Origin of the sequence: Mesorhizobium sp. M0410, assembly GCF_040321435.1 — a bacterium.
Taxonomy (GTDB): Bacteria; Pseudomonadota; Alphaproteobacteria; order Rhizobiales; family Rhizobiaceae; genus Mesorhizobium.
The window spans coordinates 1-14,610 of the sequence record NZ_JAMYRN010000034.1 but is presented as its reverse complement, the minus strand read 5'-3'; the positions used below and the strand labels follow the sequence as shown (position 1 = coordinate 14,610).

The window sequence follows — 14,610 nt, the reverse complement described above, 5'->3', positions numbered from 1 at the left end:
GTGAAATGAGGAGAACCGAAATGCTTCGTTGCCTTGGAATAGGCGCCTCGCTCTGCGTCCTGCTGGCGATCCAGCCGGCCTTTGCGGCCGAACCCGAGCAATGCAAGGTCGTGCGCATGGCCGAGCCTGGATGGAACGACCTTGCCTTCACCACCGGCGTCACCAGCGTCTTGCTCGATGCGCTCGGCTACAAGCCGGCAAGCTCGCTTCTGGGCATCAACGTCATCTATGAATCCTTGAAGAACAATGATTTGGACGTGTTCCTTGGCTATTGGGATCCGGCGATGATCACCTACTACGAGCCCTACAAGAAGGACGGCTCGGTGGACGATGTGCGCGTCAATCTCGTCGGCGCCAAATACACCTTTGCCGTGCCGACTTACGTCTGGGAGGCCGGCGTCAAGGATTTTGCCGACCTGCAAAAGTTCGCCGACAAGTTCGGCAGGAAGATGTACGGCATCGAGCCGGGCTCGAACCAGCTGATGATGGACGCCATCGCTGATAAGTCGCTCGGCCTCGATGGCTGGCAGGTCGTCGAATCGAGTGAAGCCGGCATGCTTTCCGAGGTCGGCTACGAGATCAAGGAAAAGCGCTTCATCGTCTTCCAGGGCTGGGCGCCGCATCCAATGAACACGATGTACGACTTCAAATATCTGAGCGGCGGCGACAAGTTCTACGGCCCGAACTTCGGCGCCGCGACGGTGACGACGCAGGTGCGCAAGGGCTATCTGCAGCAATGCCCGAATGTCGGGCAGTTGCTGAAGAATCTCGCCTTCGACATCGATTTCGAAAATCTCGGCATGAGCTATCTCATCAATGACGGCATGAAGCCGGAGGAAGCCGGCCTCAAGGCAGTCAAGGAGAATCCGGATAGGCTCGGCGCCTGGCTTGCCGGTGTCACCACATTCGATGGCAAGCCCGCGCTCGACGCAGTCAAGCAGCAGCTCGGCCTGTGATATCGGCCGATCAGGCGGGCTGGAACGGCCGCAAGCGCAAGGTCGGTATCGGCAGCACTGAAACGGCCTGCGTCGAAATCGCCGGGCAGGAGCCCGCGCTGGTGCTGGTGCACGGCTTCTCCGACACGAGCCGCAGCTTCTCGCTGCTGGCGCCGCATCTCGCCGGGCGCCGGCGTGTCATTCCAGACCTGCGCGGGCATGGCGCCTCGCCGGCCGGGACACGCGGCTTCGCCCCGGCGGATTTCGCGGAAGATGTGGCGAGTTTGATCGAGCGATTGCGGCTCGAGCGGCCGGTTCTGGTCGGGCATTCCCTGGGCAGCATGGTGGCGATCGAGGCAGCCGCGCGCTACCCCGAGATGATCGGTGGCCTGGTGCTGATGGCCGGAACGCTGCGGCCGCAGATCGGTGAGGATCACCCGATGACCGTTGGTGTGCGGGCACTTCGAGACCCGATATCGCCGGCCGATCCGTTCTATGAATATTGGCATGCCTGCGAGGCCGAGGTTCCAGCGGACTTCCTGACCATGGCTGCAAAGGAAGCGTCAGCCATGCCGGCGGCACTTTGGTGCGCAATCCTGGAGCAGGTTCGGCGCGTCGATCTGACCGACAAGGCGCGCACGCTGCACCTGCCGGCGCTTGTCATTGCGGGCGGGCGCGACCTGCTCTTCGACGAAACGCACCAACGGCGGCTCCTCGAAGAAATCCCCGCCGCCGCGTTTGTAAGCGCGGTGCGATGCGGACACAACCCGCACTGGGAGGATCCGGCATTGGTTGCGGCAGCCATCGCCCGGTATTTCAAGGTCTGGAATGAAGCCGACCTCGAAGCGACCGGCAATCTGAGCTGAGAGCAGTCATGCACCTTTCCGAATACGTGGCGTTGGATGCCGTCGCCCTGGCCGGGCATGTTCGCTCGGGTGAACTGTCGGCTGTCGAGGTCGTTGAGGCGGCTATCGAAGCGATCGAAAGCATCAATCCCGCCATCAATGCCGTGACACTGATCGATGCGGACCGGGCGCTTTCCGCGGCGGCAAGCTGCAACCGGCAGGCCGCACTCGCCGGCATTCCCTTCTTGGTCAAGGACACCGGCGTCAATGTACGGGAGTGGCCGACGACGCACTCGTCGCTCTACTTCAAGGATGCCGCGCCGAAGCCCGACAGCGAGATCGTCCGGCGCTGGCGGGCCGCCGGTCTGATCTTGCTGGGAAAGACAAACACGCCTGAATTTGCCAACGACTTCGTCACCGAACCCAGCTTTCGCGGCCCCACCTTGAACCCCTGGGATCCTTCGCTGACGGCGGGCGGCTCAAGCGGCGGAGCTGCCGCCGCGGTGGCAAGCGGCATGGTGCCGGTCGCCCACGGTTCCGACATCGGCGGCTCGATCCGGGTGCCGGCTGCCTGTTGCGGCGTGTTCGGCATGAAGCCGTCGCGCGGGCTCACGCCGGTCGGCCCCTATCGAGGTCAGGTCGGCGCCGGGCTCTACGCCGACAGTGTCCTATCCCGCACCGTTCGGGACAGCGCCGCCATGCTGGACATGACTGCCGGTCCAGAACAAGGAGCGCCTTACTCCGTGCCGAAATCGGTGCCGTCCTACCTGGACTCGCTGTCTTCCCCCGGCGAGCGTCTGCGCGTCGCGTGCCTGGCGCACCGGCCGGATGGCACGCCCGTCGCGTCCGAGATCGGGGGAAAATTCCAGGAAGCCATGATCCTCCTCGAGGAAATGGGACACGAGGTCACAGAGGCGCGGTTCCCGCGGGAAGCCAGTGCCGAAGCGGACTGGAGCATCTTCTGGATGTCGGAGGTCGCGCGGCTGGTTGACGAGCGCGCCGACGAGATCGGGCGGATGCCGGGGGCCGGCGAAATCGAAAGCCTGACTCGTCACGCTCTCGACAGTTTTCGGCGATCCTCGGCCGCCGATTATCTCAGGGCGCAGGACCATGTGCACAGCGCTTCGCTGGCGATGGCGATGGCGTTCGATGGGTTCGACCTGATCATGACGCCGACGACGGCCGAGCTTACGCCCCGGCTTGGCGCCATCCATGGCGATGGTGCTCTCTTCGATTACGAGGCTTGGGCGAGCCGGGCCTACGGCTTTGCGCCCTTCACCGAAATCTTCAATGTCACCGGGCAACCGGCCGCCAGCCTGCCGCTTTTTCCGTCGAAGGGCGGCCTGCCGATTGGCATCCAGCTTATTGGCCGCAAGAACGAGGATCACCGGCTGCTGCGCGTTTCCTTTGACCTGGAGCAGGCAACCGCATGGACGGCGCGTTACCAGGCGATCCATGCCAGACACTTTCAGGCATGAACCAGGAGGCTCCGGCGACGTAGGGGGCGTCGACGATGTTGGTTCATACCGAAATTGGGTGCTGCCCGAGCAGCGATCGCGCCGTCGGTAACAGACGCAAAACCTCCGCGGGCCTGGCGAATTCCCCTTGTACGGTCTGCTGAAGCGCCTGCCAGTCCGGGGAGGCGGCCAAGGCCGCTTCGTGCCGGGCATACGCTTCGGCGCTGGCGAAACCCGTGACGCTGATGAAGACGTTTTCGCTGGCCCGCACCGGCAGCCGCGGAAAGCTGTTTTCGGCATGTTCGGTGACGAAGACGGCCAGCGGCTGTGCGCCAAGTGCGGCAAGCACCGGAAGAGCCGCGATCTGGAAGTCCCTGGCGAAGCCGGCTTCCAGGCCCGGTCGCAGATGATGGATCTTGATGACAACAATTGTCTGCAAAGCACTGCTTGTGCTTGGTTCTTCGAGATCCGTCTGGATTGCTCGTTGCGATCCCGAGAGATCGAAGCCGGCGCCCGGCCAGGCCGGCCTCAGCAGCAGCACGTCGTCGGAATCGATCATCGTGGCGTTGGCGGCGTCGCGCCAGGCTGCCCAGACCGGTCCGTCATAGAAGGCGGTCAGAGCGTTTTTCCGCGCTTCCATGCCGTCGAAGCCGCGCAGCCAGACGAACATGTCCGGCCGGTCGAGATCGCGGAACTGGCCGATGATGGTCATTCCCGCGGTTTCCTGCCCCTCGATCAGGTGATTGTCGAAGATGCCGATCAGCGTCTCGCGCCGGCCGGGTTTCAGCGTGTATTGCCTGAGTTCGACGACGGGCGAGGCGAGCAGATCGGGATTAGGTAGGGCGTTCAAAGGCAGGTTCATCGCGCGAGCTCCAAAACAGGACAGTCATCCTGTTTTACAAAACAGACCGGTTGTCCTGTTTTGTCAATCTGCTACCGTGTGAAGATGTCAGCAGAGATATCCGCTCGCCCAAGGTCGCGGGCTCAAAAACGCACCAACGACCCCGAAGGCATGCGCAAGAAAGTGCTCGACGTCGCCGAGGAGGCGTTTCAGGCACGCGGCTATCATGCGTCCAGCATGGGCGACCTGATGGCGACGGCGGGCGTCACCGGTGGTGCGCTGCACCACCATTTCGCGACCAAGAAGGCGCTGGCGCTTGCAGTGATCGAGGAGCGGGTCGCCGCCGCGGTCGAAGAGACATGGATCGCACCGGTGCGGATGGCTCCCTCAGCGCGCGAGGGCGTGCGCTCCGTGTTCGCGGCCGTCGCGGCGGAGCTGGAGCGGCAAGGTTTCGTGCGCGGTTGCCCGCTCAACAACCTGGCGCATGAACTGTCGCTTGCCGATCCGGATTTCCGCATTGCCCTTGCCGGCATTTTTTCGGCCTGGCGCCAGGCGATCGCCGACAAGATCAGCGCCGACCAGCGGGCGGGACGGGAGCTGGGCACTGATCCGCAGCGCTTCGCAGCGCTCGCCGTCGCCAGCTATTCGGGCGCCATGTCGATGGCCAAGACCGCACAGGACGCAAGCGTGCTGCGCGACTGCCTGATGGGGTTGGAGCAGGGAGTTATGTCGTCCAAAACGGGAACGAGGCGACGTAGCAGGATACTGCACAGAGCCCTTTGACGCCGGCAGCACAGTCGCTCACTATGACCGAGGCGGGAGGCCGAACGCTTAATTCGGCAGCGGCTTGATCAACTCGTAGCCGACCACGCTTTCGGCACTGGTGCCCTCGTCATAGCGCCTGGCCACAACTGCCTGCAGATCGGGTGCGTAAAGCGCGGTGAACTCGTCCCGCGTCGCGCCGGCCTCGCTCCTGATCGTCTGCTTGACCGCAAGCACGGCGTATTTGCAATCACCCAGGCTGAACGTCTCCTTGCCCTTGACGTTGATCTCCAGCGTCTCGGTGCCCTTCGGCGGCTTGTTCGGTGCAAGACGGGCAAACACGATCTTGCTCTTGGCCCCCGCCTTCAGTGGGAACACCTTCCTGAGATCGGAAAACGGGATCATCGCCATCTGCCCTGTGCTGCTGTCGCGAAACACTTCGATCAGCCCGCCGAACAGGTACTGCGACTGCGGCGATTGCGACTGGTATTTGTTGGCAACCGCCACCATTCCGCCCGCCGCCGGACGAAATTCGCTGTGGATGCCAGGCCTTTCGAGAACGAAGCCGGCCTTGGCCGATTTGGCGTCGATGCACGCGGAGGCGTGCGCTGCGCTCGTCATCGCCAGGATCGCCATTGTCATGCCGATGGATGCAGTTTTCATGGCGTCCTCCTCTGCCCGCGCAAGTTGAATTCCGAAAGCAATGCCAGACCTGGGAGAACGTGTCGACACACTTTGCGAGCAACTGGACTGCCGGTTCGCGTCGTGCTGAATTTTAGCGCATGATGCATCGCATTTCCGCCCGACCGGTCTCCCGGCGCAGTTTCCTGATGAAGGCAGCGGCCGTTGCCGCGGCCGGCGCCGTTTCGCGCCCGGCCTTCGGCCAGACCGGGCAGCGCATTCCGCCGATCGACGCCACCTTCCTGTTTATCGCTGATGTCCATGCCTGCCGCATGGCGAACGGATTGAGTCCGCACTGCGAGCAGGAGGGCAAGACCGACGCCGCCCTGCTGCGCAATGTCGCCGCGCTCAACGGCGTCGGTGACAGGCAATGGCCAGCTGAAATCAACGGCGTCGCCACCGGTCTGCATTCGACGGGCAATATCGGCACGCCGCTCGGCCTCGTCGTTGGCGGCGACATCACCGATGATGGTGGCGGCCAGATCACCCAGCCCAGCGAAGGCACGCAGCTGCTCCAGTTCAGCCAGCGCTACCAGCAGGGCGTTGGCCCCGACCGCGTGCACATGCCGGTCTATGTCGGCCTCGGCAATCACGACCTCGACCAGAACGGCCCACGCTCGCATGTCGACTGGTACCGCCGCGAAATGCGCGACTACGTCGAGGTCAATCACCGCCCCGGCGTTTTCTTCAAGCCGCCCGCGCCGGCGACCAACTACGATCTCGAGACCGATTGCTATTCATGGGATTGGGGCGGTCTACATCTTGTCCAGACGCACCGTTTCGCCGGCGATACCGGCCATGGCGCCACCAGCAGCCTGCCATGGCTGAAGCAGGACCTGGCGACCTATGCCGGCGACGGCCGCCCAGCCATCCTGTTCCAGCATTATGGCTGGGATACTTTTTCGATCGAAAGATGGGACGCCGCCGAGAAAACCTTCGACGACAACGGCAAGGGTCCGCCGCATTGGTGGAGCGAAACCGACAGGCAGGCGCTGCTGGCCGTGCTGAAGGGCTACAACGTCGTCGGCATCTTCCATGGCCACCAGCACGCGACGCCGATGATCTATCATCGTGACGGGCTCGATTTGTTCAAGCCGAAGGCTGCCTTCATGGGCGGCTTCGCGTTGGCGCGGGTGACCGGCAGCAGCATGGATGTGGTGCTGGGCGAAGCCGCCGGAGATCATGGCGAGGTCGCCTTCACCAATGCGTACAGCAAAAGTCTGACTTTCTGACGGGCAGGAGAGGGCGCAAAAAAGGCGGCCGAGCCGCCTTTTTGCTGGTTTGCGAAGGGCTCGGCGTCAAAGCGCCTTCTTCACCTTGTGCTTCACGTCGCCGTAAGCCTTCTGCATCTTGCCGGTCGCCTTGTCGACGTCGCCTTCGGCCTCGGTGCGCCTGTTGCCGGTAGCCTTGCCGGCGGTCTGCTTGACCGAGCCCTTGGCTTGCTTGGCAACGCCGGCAACCTGATCCTTGTTCACCATCTCGCATCTCCTGATCCGTTCGCCTGGAGAAACGGTCGCGGATCGCTTAGGTTCCGGGTTCTGCCCGTCGATTGGCATAGCTTCCGGTCGCGAAGCCGACAGGATAGGGTGCACCAGGACGCCGAACAGACAGAGGCCGGAGGGACAATGGCTGAATTCACGCTCTTCATCGGCAACAAGTGTTTTTCGTCGTGGTCACTGAGGCCGTGGCTGGCGATGAAGTATCTGGAGATCCCGTTCGAGGAAGGTCTTGTGCGCCTGCGCACGCCCGAGACCGCGGCCAATCTGGCCAGGATATCGCCGACCGGCCAGGTGCCGGTGCTGAACCATCGGCTGCCGACTGGCGAGGTCCGGATCGTCTGGGAAACCCTTGCCATCCTTGAATATCTCGCCGAGCTGTTTCCCGGGAAAAAGCTCTGGCCGGCCGACATCGGCGCCCGCGCGCTGGCCCGCTCGGCGGCGACAGAGATGCATTCCGGCTTTCGCGAGGTCCGCTACGGCTGGCCGATGAATTTGCGCCGGCCAAAAGGCCACAAGCCGCTCGACGCCGAAGGTGAGGCACAACGGGCGCGCATCGAGGAGCTATGGCGCGAATGCCGCGAAAAATACGGCAAAGGCGGCCCGTTCCTGTTTGGCCATTTCAGCGCGGCCGACGCCATGTACGCGCCGGTCGTCACCCGCTTCGACACCTATGGCGGCACGCTGGCAACCGATACCCGCGCCTATGTCGACGCTGTGCTTTCGATGCCGGCGATGCGCCACTGGTATGCCGAGGCGGCGAAAGAGCCTTGGCCGGAGCCCGGCCCAGACGAATAGAGCCGAGCAACCCGCAAGCTGGTCTTCCACTTCGCCGCCCGCGGCCTATCTGAAAATCGGGCTGGGGCCTTGGAGAACTTCGCAATGACATCTGTTTCTTCCGCATTGGCCGGCAAGGTCGCGCTCGTTACCGGCGCATCGTCGGGCATTGGCGAGGCGACGGCTGCGGCTTTGGCCGCCGCCGGGGCCAAGGTGGCGATTGCCGCACGCCGGGCCGATCGCCTCGAAGCGCTGGCCGCGCGTATAGAAAGGGCCGGCGGCGCGGCGCTCCGCATCGAGGCCGATGTCACAAGCAACGATGATGTCACCGGCATGGTCGACAAGGTTGTCGACGAATGGAGCCGCCTCGACATCCTCGTCAACAATGCCGGGGTGATGCTTCTGTCGCCGGCCGCCGAGGCCGTGCTCGACGACTGGCGCCGCATGGTCGAGCTCAACCTGCTGGCGCTGATGGGGGTCACCAAGGCGGCGCTGCCGCATCTCAGGGCCGCCAAGGGTCACATCGTCAACGTCTCGTCGGTCGCGGGCCGTGTCGCCAATCCGGGGGCCAGCGGCTACGCGGCAACCAAGTTCGGCGTCGTCGGCTTTTCCGAATCGCTGCGCCGCGAAGTCTACGCCGACAAGGTTCGCGTCACCGTCATCGAGCCGGGCCTGGTGCGCACCGAGCTCGGCGACCACATCACCAATCCGGCGTTCAAGGCTGATCTGGACAAGCGGCTCGCCGCCATGGAGGCGCTGACCGCCGAGGACATCGCCGCGGCCATTCTCTACGCCGTGAGCCAGCCGCCGCACGTCAACGTCAACGAGATCGTCATCCGCCCGACCGACCAGGAACGATGACTGACATCGGATCTTTCGCTAGGCTTCAAACCCCGCCCGCAGGAAATCGCCACACTCCTCCACCAGCCGCGACGGGTCCCTCGCGAGGTAGACGCCGAAATCCGCCGTCGGCGCCGGCGGCAGGTTGAAGCGTCCGTTGAGGCTTTGGCAATCGGGCGGCAGCCCCTCCTGCAGCAGAAGCCCGATGCCAAGCCCGGCCCTTAGCGCCGAGATCAGCGTCGCAAAGGTCGACACGCGGCAGCCGATCTTCCAGCCGATCCCGGCCTCGGCGAGCGAAGCCAGCATCCTGTCCTGCCAGGAGCAGGCGCCTTCGAAGATGATCAGCGGCAGCTCGACCTCGTCGTCGATCTCGATCATGCGGCTTGCCGCCCAGACCAGCTGTCGCGACAGATGGCCTCGCGGCGCCATTGTGAAGCGCGCCGGATCGGCCATGACGATGTCGCATTTTCCTTCGCCCAGCGACTTGCTGAGATCGCTGCTGCTGGCCGATGTCAGTTCGATCTCCACGGAAGGATGCCGGCGCCGGAAGTCGGCGATGATCAACGGCAGCCGCGTTACCGCCAAATCCTCGACGATGCCCAGCCGGACACGGCCGACCAGCCTGCGGCCTTCTATCTCGCGCCTGGCATCGTCGCCGATCGCGATGGCCTTGCGGGCGAAGGCGAGCAGGATCTCGCCGGCCTCGGTCAGCGTCACGCCGCGCGGCGAGCGGTGCAGCAGCTCGGCACCCACTTCGCCCTCGAGGCGCTGAAGCTGCATGCTCACCGCCGCCTGGGTGCGGGCAAGCCGATCGGCCGCCCGGCTCACCGTCCCGGTATCGGCCACGGTGACGAAGGCGCGCAGAAGTCTGACGTCGATATCTCCGGTCATAAGAATTCCTGATAGCTGTGTCAGCACTATCAGGCTATCTGAAAGCCCGATCTGAATTCAAGGTCTGCTCGCACGAATGAAAGCAGGAGCAGCCACCTTGTCCTATAGAAGAAGATTTGAAGAGCTCGGTGTCGCCTGGCCGTCGCTCGAGCGGCCTGCTTTGCCGTTCTCGCCGACGGCTCGGGTCGCCGACATCGTCTATGTCTCCGGTCAGATCCCCGAGATCGGGCCGGATATCGCCGCAATCGGCCGGGTTGGCGCAGAGATCGATCTGGCTGCTGCGCGCAACGCCGCCCGGCTTTGCGCTGCCAACATCGTCTATTGGCTGGACAAGGAACTGGACGGCAATCTCGACCGCGTCGTGAAATTCGCCAAGCTGACCGTCTATGTGAATGCGGCGGCCGGCTTTTCGGCCTATTCGGAGGTCGGCAACGGAGCATCCGAATTTCTGCTCCATGTTTTCGGCGGGCGTGGCGAGCACGCCCGCTGCTCGCTCGGCATGGCCGGCTTGCCGGCCAATGTTCCGGTCGAAGCCGACGCTATCGTGCATGTCCGCTGATGCACCCCCAAAGCATGCCCTCGGGGCTTATCCGGGAGTGCGCAGTGAAACCAGAGGAGGCTTGGCTTGATAAGTGCAAATCTTGAGAGGCGGAAGGCGCTGGTTCTCGGCGGAGGCAAGGGCCTCGGTTTCGGCGTTGCCGAAGCGCTCGCGGCAAAAGGCGCCGAGATCATCGTGGTCGGACGAGGGAAGGCGACCCTGGATGCGGCGCAGCGCGCGATCGACGCCGCCGGCCACATCTGCTCGACCTTCAGCGCCGACCTCTCGGACAACGACAGCGTCTCCCGACTGATCCGTGCCGTCGAGGACGAGCATCAGCGGATCGACATCGTCCTGCTCAATGGCGGCGGCCCGCCGCCCTTCGCGGCCAGCGTCTTCGATGCGAGCGTCTGGGAGAAACAGTTCACCAGCATGGTGCTAAGCCAGATGCGCATCGCCATTTCGTTCCTGCCAGGCATGCGGGCGCGGCGCTGGGGACGCATCATCGCCGTTTCCTCGACTTCCGTCCGCGAACCGATCCCCGGCCTTACCGCTTCGAACGCGTTGCGTGCCTCGCTCGCCGGCTGGGCCAAGACGCTGGCCGGCGAAGTGGCGGCGGACGGCGTCACCGTCAACCTGTTGCTGCCGGGCCGTTTTGCGACGGACCGGACGAAAGAGTTCGACGCCATGGACGCAGCCGACAGGGGTGTCGACGCCGCCGTGATCGCCGCCGAGAGTCAGGCCGAAATCCCGGCAAAGCGTTATGGCACCCCCGCCGAGTTCGGCGCGGTCGCTGCATTCCTGGCCAGCGACGACGCCGCCTATGTCACCGGAGTGGCGTTGCCGGTGGATGGTGGACTCAGCCGCGGCATGCTGTGAGGGGCAGGTGATATGACGGCACGATTGCGTGCATCTCACAGGAACGCCCCTCGTGCCTTTTATCTGCGCGGGGGCGTCCTGTTTGTCGTCCGCCTTTCTCAAGATCGCTCTTTCGAGAACGGCTTTCGACATCGAAAAAATGCCCTGGCGCCGAAATGGTTCCCGGTTGGAGCAATTCCAGGACAAGCGTGAACGATTTTCCGTCCGGATTGCGAAAAAAAAAGAGCTCCAAGTGGTTTTTTGGCAGGCAATAGCCCGGCTTTTGCTGTCGGATTTGCCGGCGCGCCGGTCGCCGACGCGCGTCTCCGCGAGTGTCGCAAATCAAAAAATTGACACGGCGCGCAAAGAAGTCTATAAGAACTTTGTCGATGTTTGTTTGACCGACTTTTGTTATCCGCGTGCCAAGGCGCGCCTTTGACGAACTTCCCCATCAAAATCGAGACAAACGTTGTTGTGCATCCGCATGACGACGAACGAATATTTGCCATGGAAAGGGTTCGTTATGAGCACAGGCACAGTTAAATGGTTCAACGCCACCAAGGGTTTTGGTTTTATTCAGCCTGACGACGGTTCTGCCGACGTTTTTGTCCACATCTCAGCCGTCGAGCGCGCCGGAATGCGCGACATCGTCGAGGGCCAGAAGCTTGGCTACGAGATGGTCCGCGACAACAAGTCGGGCAAGATGTCCGCCGACCAGTTGAAGGCGGCCTAAAACGGAATTCAGCCTCACCGGTGACCACGGATGTACTGGCACCGGTGAATGGCTAATTCCAGCGCATGATCGCGGGAGGCTAAGTCCCAGCTCATGCGCATGAGAAGAACGTTTCTTTGCGCGTCTCTCGGGATGCGCGGGCGCTCTTATGGAAGGTCAGGCGGTGCCTGGCCTTTTTCATTTTTGCGCTTCGACCGCCGAAAGAGCGCTGCTCGACGGCCTGGACGTGCTAAGAGGCTGTTTCGAAATTCGCTCTGGCGAGTCATATGGTGGGTTCGAGAACCGGCGCGCAGCGGACATTTGGGTCCGTGAGCACCGGAAGCGCGGAAAACGCCATCAGATGGCCGTCAGAGTAGAATTTCCCAGCAATTTGAAACCGGCTGCCGTATTGCTTTGTGCGGGATCCTGGCCGAAAGACCAGTCTCGCCACCTTTGGGCGGCGCGCTCCGAACCGGGAGAAAGACCTTGACCGCAACTTCAAAAAAACTTCGCGACCAGGCTGAATCCATCTTCAGCAAGACGCGGACCCAGTCGATGTCGCTCGACCGGATCAATTCCGAACGGGATGCCGTCAGCCAGGCCCGCGAAGCCAAGACCGCGCGGCTGCGCGAACTGCGGCTGGAAAAGGAAGCCGATGACATGGCGGCAACGGCTGCGCTCGCGGCCTCGCCAAAACGCGCAGGCAAACGCTGATGGCCACCAAACGTGTGCCTCAAAAGGCGATCGCCGCTGATTCGACCATTGCCGATGTCGTGGCCGAACTCGACAAGCCGGTCGAATACGTCCGGCGCGTGCTCGAAAAGCTCGAGCGCTGCCGGCGTGTCCACGGCGATGCCCAGGTGCGGCTCGGCGTGCGCGGCCGCGCCGAATGCCCCAATTATCTGATCGAATACGTCCGGGAAAACGCCAAGACGCACGAGCGCGTGACCTTTCAGGACGCCGCCTACAGCGGCAGCACGCATCGCGAGCTGGCCCCCCGGCACATCGAGGAGGCCAGGAACTGGTCGCCCGAAGAAATGAACATCACGGCCGTTTCGGCGCTCATCGGCCGCCTTCGCAATCCGAACGCGCCATCATCGCGTTTCTCTGACGAGGATTGATATGGCAATCAAGTTTTCCGCCAAGGGGCAGCCGGCAGCGCCTGCTGCCGCCGTGAAGCCGGCCAAGCCGGCCGTCGCGCCAAAAACCGGCGAAGCCGCCGAAGCGGGCACCGATCTGTTCAGGTCGCCGGCCGAAGCGCCGCCGCGCAAGCCGAAGAAGAAATAGCGCCCTTGCAGCAGGATGCCGGCCGGAAATCGGCGCCAAGGCTGCTTGCCTTGGCGGTCGCAGAGGATTTTTCGTCGCCACAAGAGGGCGCCGACCCGGTTGCCTTCGATTGCCAGACCTGTGGCGCCTGCTGCGCCTACTCGTCAAGATGGCCGCGCTTTTCAACCGAGGATGACGCTCAGCTCGACCTTATCCCGCAAAAATACGTGGCTGCCGACGAAGCCGGCATGCGCTGCGACGGCGCGCGCTGTTCGGCACTGCGCGGCGAGGTCGGCAAGTCGACCGCCTGCGGAATCTATGAGATCCGTCCCGACGTCTGCCGCGCGTGCATGCCGGGCGATGACGACTGCCTGATGGCGCGCCGGGCTCACGGACTGCCGACGCTGTAATGACAGCACACGCGCTGGCGTCCCCAGTTTAAATTTCCTCAGTCGGATGATCGAAAGTCGCTGCGGTAGAGGCCGGGCGATCGTCCGGTCAACCGTTTGAATGCCTGCGAGAACGACGGCACCGATTCATATCCGACGGCGCGCCCGATCTCGCCAATATTCTGGTTCGTTTCCCGCAGAGCCTTGGCGGCAAGATTCATCCGCCATCGAGTCACATAGGACAGCGGCGGCTGTCCCACCAGTTGAGCGAAGCGACGCGCGAAGGTGGCTCGGGACTGTGCCGCGCCGCTGGCAAGGGAAGCGATGGTCCAGGGATTGCCCGGCCGCTCGTGGATCAGGCGCAAGGCCTGCGCAATGCCTTTGTCGCGCAAGGCGCCAAACCATCCCCCTGTTCCGAGTGGCTGATGTTCGATCCAGGCACGCAACAAGAAGATCAATGTGCTGTCGAGAAGGCGTGGGGCGACAATGTCGTGGCCGCCGAGATTGCCTTTCGCTTCGACCTGTAGAAGTTCCAGGGCAAGCCGCAGCGGCTCGCTGGTGTGGATCTGATTCCGGGTCAAATGAATCAGCGGAGGAAACAGCGAAACCATCGGATATGGCCCGACGCCGTCGAGTGAATATCTCGCACAAAGAAGAGTTGTCGCGCCGCTTTCGCTTTTCGGTTCCAGTCCGCTCCGATTTGCGGAAAGGACGGCGGATATCGATGCCGTCGGTGCACCCGCCGGATTGCAAAGGGCATGCCCGATACCGCTCGCGACAAGGATGACGTCTCCTTCGCCCAAGCGGATCGGCTCCTTTTCACCGGCTAGCCGCAACCAGCATTCGCCGTTCTGTATGACGTGGATGGCGGCATTCCTTGTCGGATCGACTGAAATACCCCATGGCCGATGCAGGGTCGCGCTGCCGATCATGGCGCTGCCAAATCGCAGCGAAGCAAGAACTTCGGACAAGGCGTCCATGAGAACCATCCTCCGACGATGAACCAGATGACGATATTAGACGATTGGATAAGAATCCAGGTGAATAGCGTATAGACCATCTCACAATCGCGACAGATTATGTTGGCAATGTCGGCGTGCGGACGCTTCTGTCCGCACCGGGCAGAAGCAGGCACCTGACGGAGCAAAACATGCGTGACGAACCATCAAATCCACTTCCAGCCAAGATTCATAGTTCGCTCGAGACCAACAAGATGATCGTCCTGGACTTCATCGACAACGATCTGCATTCATACTACGTCCCTTTCGTCTTCAGTTGAGAGTTTTTGCCTGGCTGGCATTTTGCCTTCGTGCGGCAGCGCG

General features: G+C 62.9%; 20 protein-coding genes. 15 read left to right on the top strand and 5 right to left on the bottom strand.

Translation table 11 applies throughout. The features are described 5' to 3' along the window. The first annotated feature begins 20 nt into the window (after positions 1-20). Genes choX through NKI63_RS28630 form a run of 3 tightly spaced genes read left to right on the top strand, consistent with a single transcriptional unit; the run spans position 21 to position 3,258 of the window. Positions 21-956 carry a choline ABC transporter substrate-binding protein gene (gene choX / locus NKI63_RS28640; protein WP_352508868.1) on the top strand — a complete coding sequence of 312 codons (936 nt, stop codon included), beginning with the start codon at positions 21-23 and terminating at the stop codon, positions 954-956. Then, complete coding sequence (locus tag NKI63_RS28635) at positions 953-1,801, top strand: alpha/beta fold hydrolase (RefSeq protein ID WP_352508867.1); 849 nt, start codon at positions 953-955, stop codon at positions 1,799-1,801. Before choX ends, NKI63_RS28635 begins: the two co-directional genes overlap by 4 nt. An 8-nt stretch (positions 1,802-1,809) precedes the next feature. After that, a complete protein-coding gene (locus NKI63_RS28630) occupies positions 1,810-3,258 on the top strand; it encodes an amidase (protein WP_352508866.1) in 1,449 nt (482 codons plus the stop codon). A 43-nt stretch (positions 3,259-3,301) separates the two neighbouring features. Here NKI63_RS28630 and NKI63_RS28625 read toward each other — a convergent pair whose 3' ends face one another. Next, positions 3,302-4,099 carry an NIPSNAP family protein gene (locus NKI63_RS28625; RefSeq protein ID WP_352508865.1) on the bottom strand — a complete coding sequence of 266 codons (798 nt, stop codon included), beginning with the start codon at positions 4,097-4,099 and terminating at the stop codon, positions 3,302-3,304. Positions 4,100-4,249: 150 nt separating this feature from the next. Here NKI63_RS28625 and NKI63_RS28620 point away from each other — a divergent pair, with 150 nt between their 5' ends. Then, on the top strand, positions 4,250-4,861 hold the full coding sequence (locus NKI63_RS28620) for an LmrA/YxaF family transcription factor (protein WP_352508864.1): 612 nt from the start codon (positions 4,250-4,252) through the stop codon (positions 4,859-4,861). 48 nt (positions 4,862-4,909) lie between these two features. On the opposite strand, the gene NKI63_RS28615 is transcribed toward NKI63_RS28620, so the two are convergent. Continuing rightward, positions 4,910-5,503 (bottom strand): hypothetical protein, encoded by a 594-nt coding sequence (locus NKI63_RS28615; RefSeq protein ID WP_352508863.1) that lies wholly within the window; start codon positions 5,501-5,503, stop codon positions 4,910-4,912. A 119-nt stretch (positions 5,504-5,622) separates the two neighbouring features. On the opposite strand from NKI63_RS28615, the gene NKI63_RS28610 reads away from it, so the two are divergent. Continuing rightward, positions 5,623-6,753 (top strand): metallophosphoesterase, encoded by a 1,131-nt coding sequence (locus NKI63_RS28610; RefSeq protein ID WP_352824007.1) that lies wholly within the window; start codon positions 5,623-5,625, stop codon positions 6,751-6,753. Between the two features lie 66 nt (positions 6,754-6,819). Here the strand turns inward: NKI63_RS28610 and NKI63_RS28605 are convergent, their stop codons facing one another. Beyond that, a complete protein-coding gene (locus tag NKI63_RS28605; protein WP_352479307.1) occupies positions 6,820-6,999 on the bottom strand; it encodes a CsbD family protein in 180 nt (59 codons plus the stop codon). A 147-nt stretch (positions 7,000-7,146) separates the two neighbouring features. Between NKI63_RS28605 and NKI63_RS28600 the strand changes: the two genes are divergently transcribed. Beyond that, the gene (locus tag NKI63_RS28600; RefSeq protein ID WP_352740287.1) at positions 7,147-7,815 is read left to right on the top strand and encodes a glutathione S-transferase family protein; all 669 of its coding nucleotides are present in this window, start codon (positions 7,147-7,149) and stop codon (positions 7,813-7,815) included. A gap of 84 nt (positions 7,816-7,899) precedes the next feature. Further along, positions 7,900-8,655, top strand: a complete 756-nt coding sequence (locus tag NKI63_RS28595) for an SDR family NAD(P)-dependent oxidoreductase (RefSeq protein WP_352740286.1) — start codon at positions 7,900-7,902, stop codon at positions 8,653-8,655. 18 nt (positions 8,656-8,673) lie between these two features. Here the strand turns inward: NKI63_RS28595 and NKI63_RS28590 are convergent, their stop codons facing one another. Further along, positions 8,674-9,525, bottom strand: a complete 852-nt coding sequence (locus NKI63_RS28590) for a LysR family transcriptional regulator (protein WP_352740284.1) — start codon at positions 9,523-9,525, stop codon at positions 8,674-8,676. A 97-nt stretch (positions 9,526-9,622) separates the two neighbouring features. Between NKI63_RS28590 and NKI63_RS28585 the strand changes: the two genes are divergently transcribed. The 8 genes from NKI63_RS28585 to NKI63_RS28550 all read left to right on the top strand — a co-directional run bounded on the left by NKI63_RS28585 (position 9,623) and on the right by NKI63_RS28550 (position 13,309). After that, a complete protein-coding gene (locus NKI63_RS28585) occupies positions 9,623-10,084 on the top strand; it encodes a RidA family protein (RefSeq protein ID WP_352740282.1) in 462 nt (153 codons plus the stop codon). Between the two features lie 66 nt (positions 10,085-10,150). Beyond that, on the top strand, positions 10,151-10,942 hold the full coding sequence (locus tag NKI63_RS28580) for an SDR family oxidoreductase (RefSeq protein WP_352740280.1): 792 nt from the start codon (positions 10,151-10,153) through the stop codon (positions 10,940-10,942). Positions 10,943-10,994: 52 nt separating this feature from the next. Beyond that, complete coding sequence (locus tag NKI63_RS28575) at positions 10,995-11,360, top strand: hypothetical protein (RefSeq protein ID WP_352740278.1); 366 nt, start codon at positions 10,995-10,997, stop codon at positions 11,358-11,360. 84 nt (positions 11,361-11,444) lie between these two features. After that, a complete protein-coding gene (locus tag NKI63_RS28570; protein ID WP_010915421.1) occupies positions 11,445-11,654 on the top strand; it encodes a cold-shock protein in 210 nt (69 codons plus the stop codon). 465 nt (positions 11,655-12,119) lie between these two features. Next, positions 12,120-12,347 (top strand): hypothetical protein, encoded by a 228-nt coding sequence (locus NKI63_RS28565; protein WP_352740276.1) that lies wholly within the window; start codon positions 12,120-12,122, stop codon positions 12,345-12,347. Then, on the top strand, positions 12,347-12,754 hold the full coding sequence (locus NKI63_RS28560; protein ID WP_352740274.1) for a hypothetical protein: 408 nt from the start codon (positions 12,347-12,349) through the stop codon (positions 12,752-12,754). Before NKI63_RS28565 ends, NKI63_RS28560 begins: the two co-directional genes overlap by 1 nt. 1 nt (position 12,755) lies before the next feature. Next, complete coding sequence (locus tag NKI63_RS28555) at positions 12,756-12,920, top strand: hypothetical protein (protein ID WP_254820654.1); 165 nt, start codon at positions 12,756-12,758, stop codon at positions 12,918-12,920. Between the two features lie 50 nt (positions 12,921-12,970). Next, positions 12,971-13,309: a YkgJ family cysteine cluster protein gene (locus NKI63_RS28550; protein WP_352508882.1), complete on the top strand. Its 339-nt coding sequence runs from the start codon at positions 12,971-12,973 to the stop codon at positions 13,307-13,309. A gap of 38 nt (positions 13,310-13,347) precedes the next feature. Here the strand turns inward: NKI63_RS28550 and NKI63_RS28545 are convergent, their stop codons facing one another. Then, entirely contained in the window at positions 13,348-14,268 is a 921-nt protein-coding gene (locus NKI63_RS28545) for an AraC family transcriptional regulator (protein ID WP_352740272.1), read from the bottom strand. Between the last annotated feature and the right edge of the window lie 342 nt (positions 14,269-14,610).

Coding starts and splice junctions, on each gene's coding strand:
- NKI63_RS28560 (WP_352740274.1), top strand. CDS start 12,347: ATGGCCACCAAACGTGTGCCTCAAAAGGCGATCGCCGCTGATTCGACC.
- NKI63_RS28630 (WP_352508866.1), top strand. CDS start 1,810: ATGCACCTTTCCGAATACGTGGCGTTGGATGCCGTCGCCCTGGCCGGG.
- NKI63_RS28620 (WP_352508864.1), top strand. CDS start 4,250: ATGCGCAAGAAAGTGCTCGACGTCGCCGAGGAGGCGTTTCAGGCACGC.
- NKI63_RS28610 (WP_352824007.1), top strand. CDS start 5,623: ATGATGCATCGCATTTCCGCCCGACCGGTCTCCCGGCGCAGTTTCCTG.
- NKI63_RS28590 (WP_352740284.1), bottom strand. CDS start 9,525: ATGACCGGAGATATCGACGTCAGACTTCTGCGCGCCTTCGTCACCGTG.
- NKI63_RS28600 (WP_352740287.1), top strand. CDS start 7,147: ATGGCTGAATTCACGCTCTTCATCGGCAACAAGTGTTTTTCGTCGTGG.
- NKI63_RS28570 (WP_010915421.1), top strand. CDS start 11,445: ATGAGCACAGGCACAGTTAAATGGTTCAACGCCACCAAGGGTTTTGGT.
- NKI63_RS28625 (WP_352508865.1), bottom strand. CDS start 4,099: ATGAACCTGCCTTTGAACGCCCTACCTAATCCCGATCTGCTCGCCTCG.
- NKI63_RS28545 (WP_352740272.1), bottom strand. CDS start 14,268: ATGGACGCCTTGTCCGAAGTTCTTGCTTCGCTGCGATTTGGCAGCGCC.
- NKI63_RS28555 (WP_254820654.1), top strand. CDS start 12,756: ATGGCAATCAAGTTTTCCGCCAAGGGGCAGCCGGCAGCGCCTGCTGCC.
- NKI63_RS28605 (WP_352479307.1), bottom strand. CDS start 6,999: ATGGTGAACAAGGATCAGGTTGCCGGCGTTGCCAAGCAAGCCAAGGGC.
- NKI63_RS28595 (WP_352740286.1), top strand. CDS start 7,900: ATGACATCTGTTTCTTCCGCATTGGCCGGCAAGGTCGCGCTCGTTACC.
- choX (WP_352508868.1), top strand. CDS start 21: ATGCTTCGTTGCCTTGGAATAGGCGCCTCGCTCTGCGTCCTGCTGGCG.
- NKI63_RS28615 (WP_352508863.1), bottom strand. CDS start 5,503: ATGAAAACTGCATCCATCGGCATGACAATGGCGATCCTGGCGATGACG.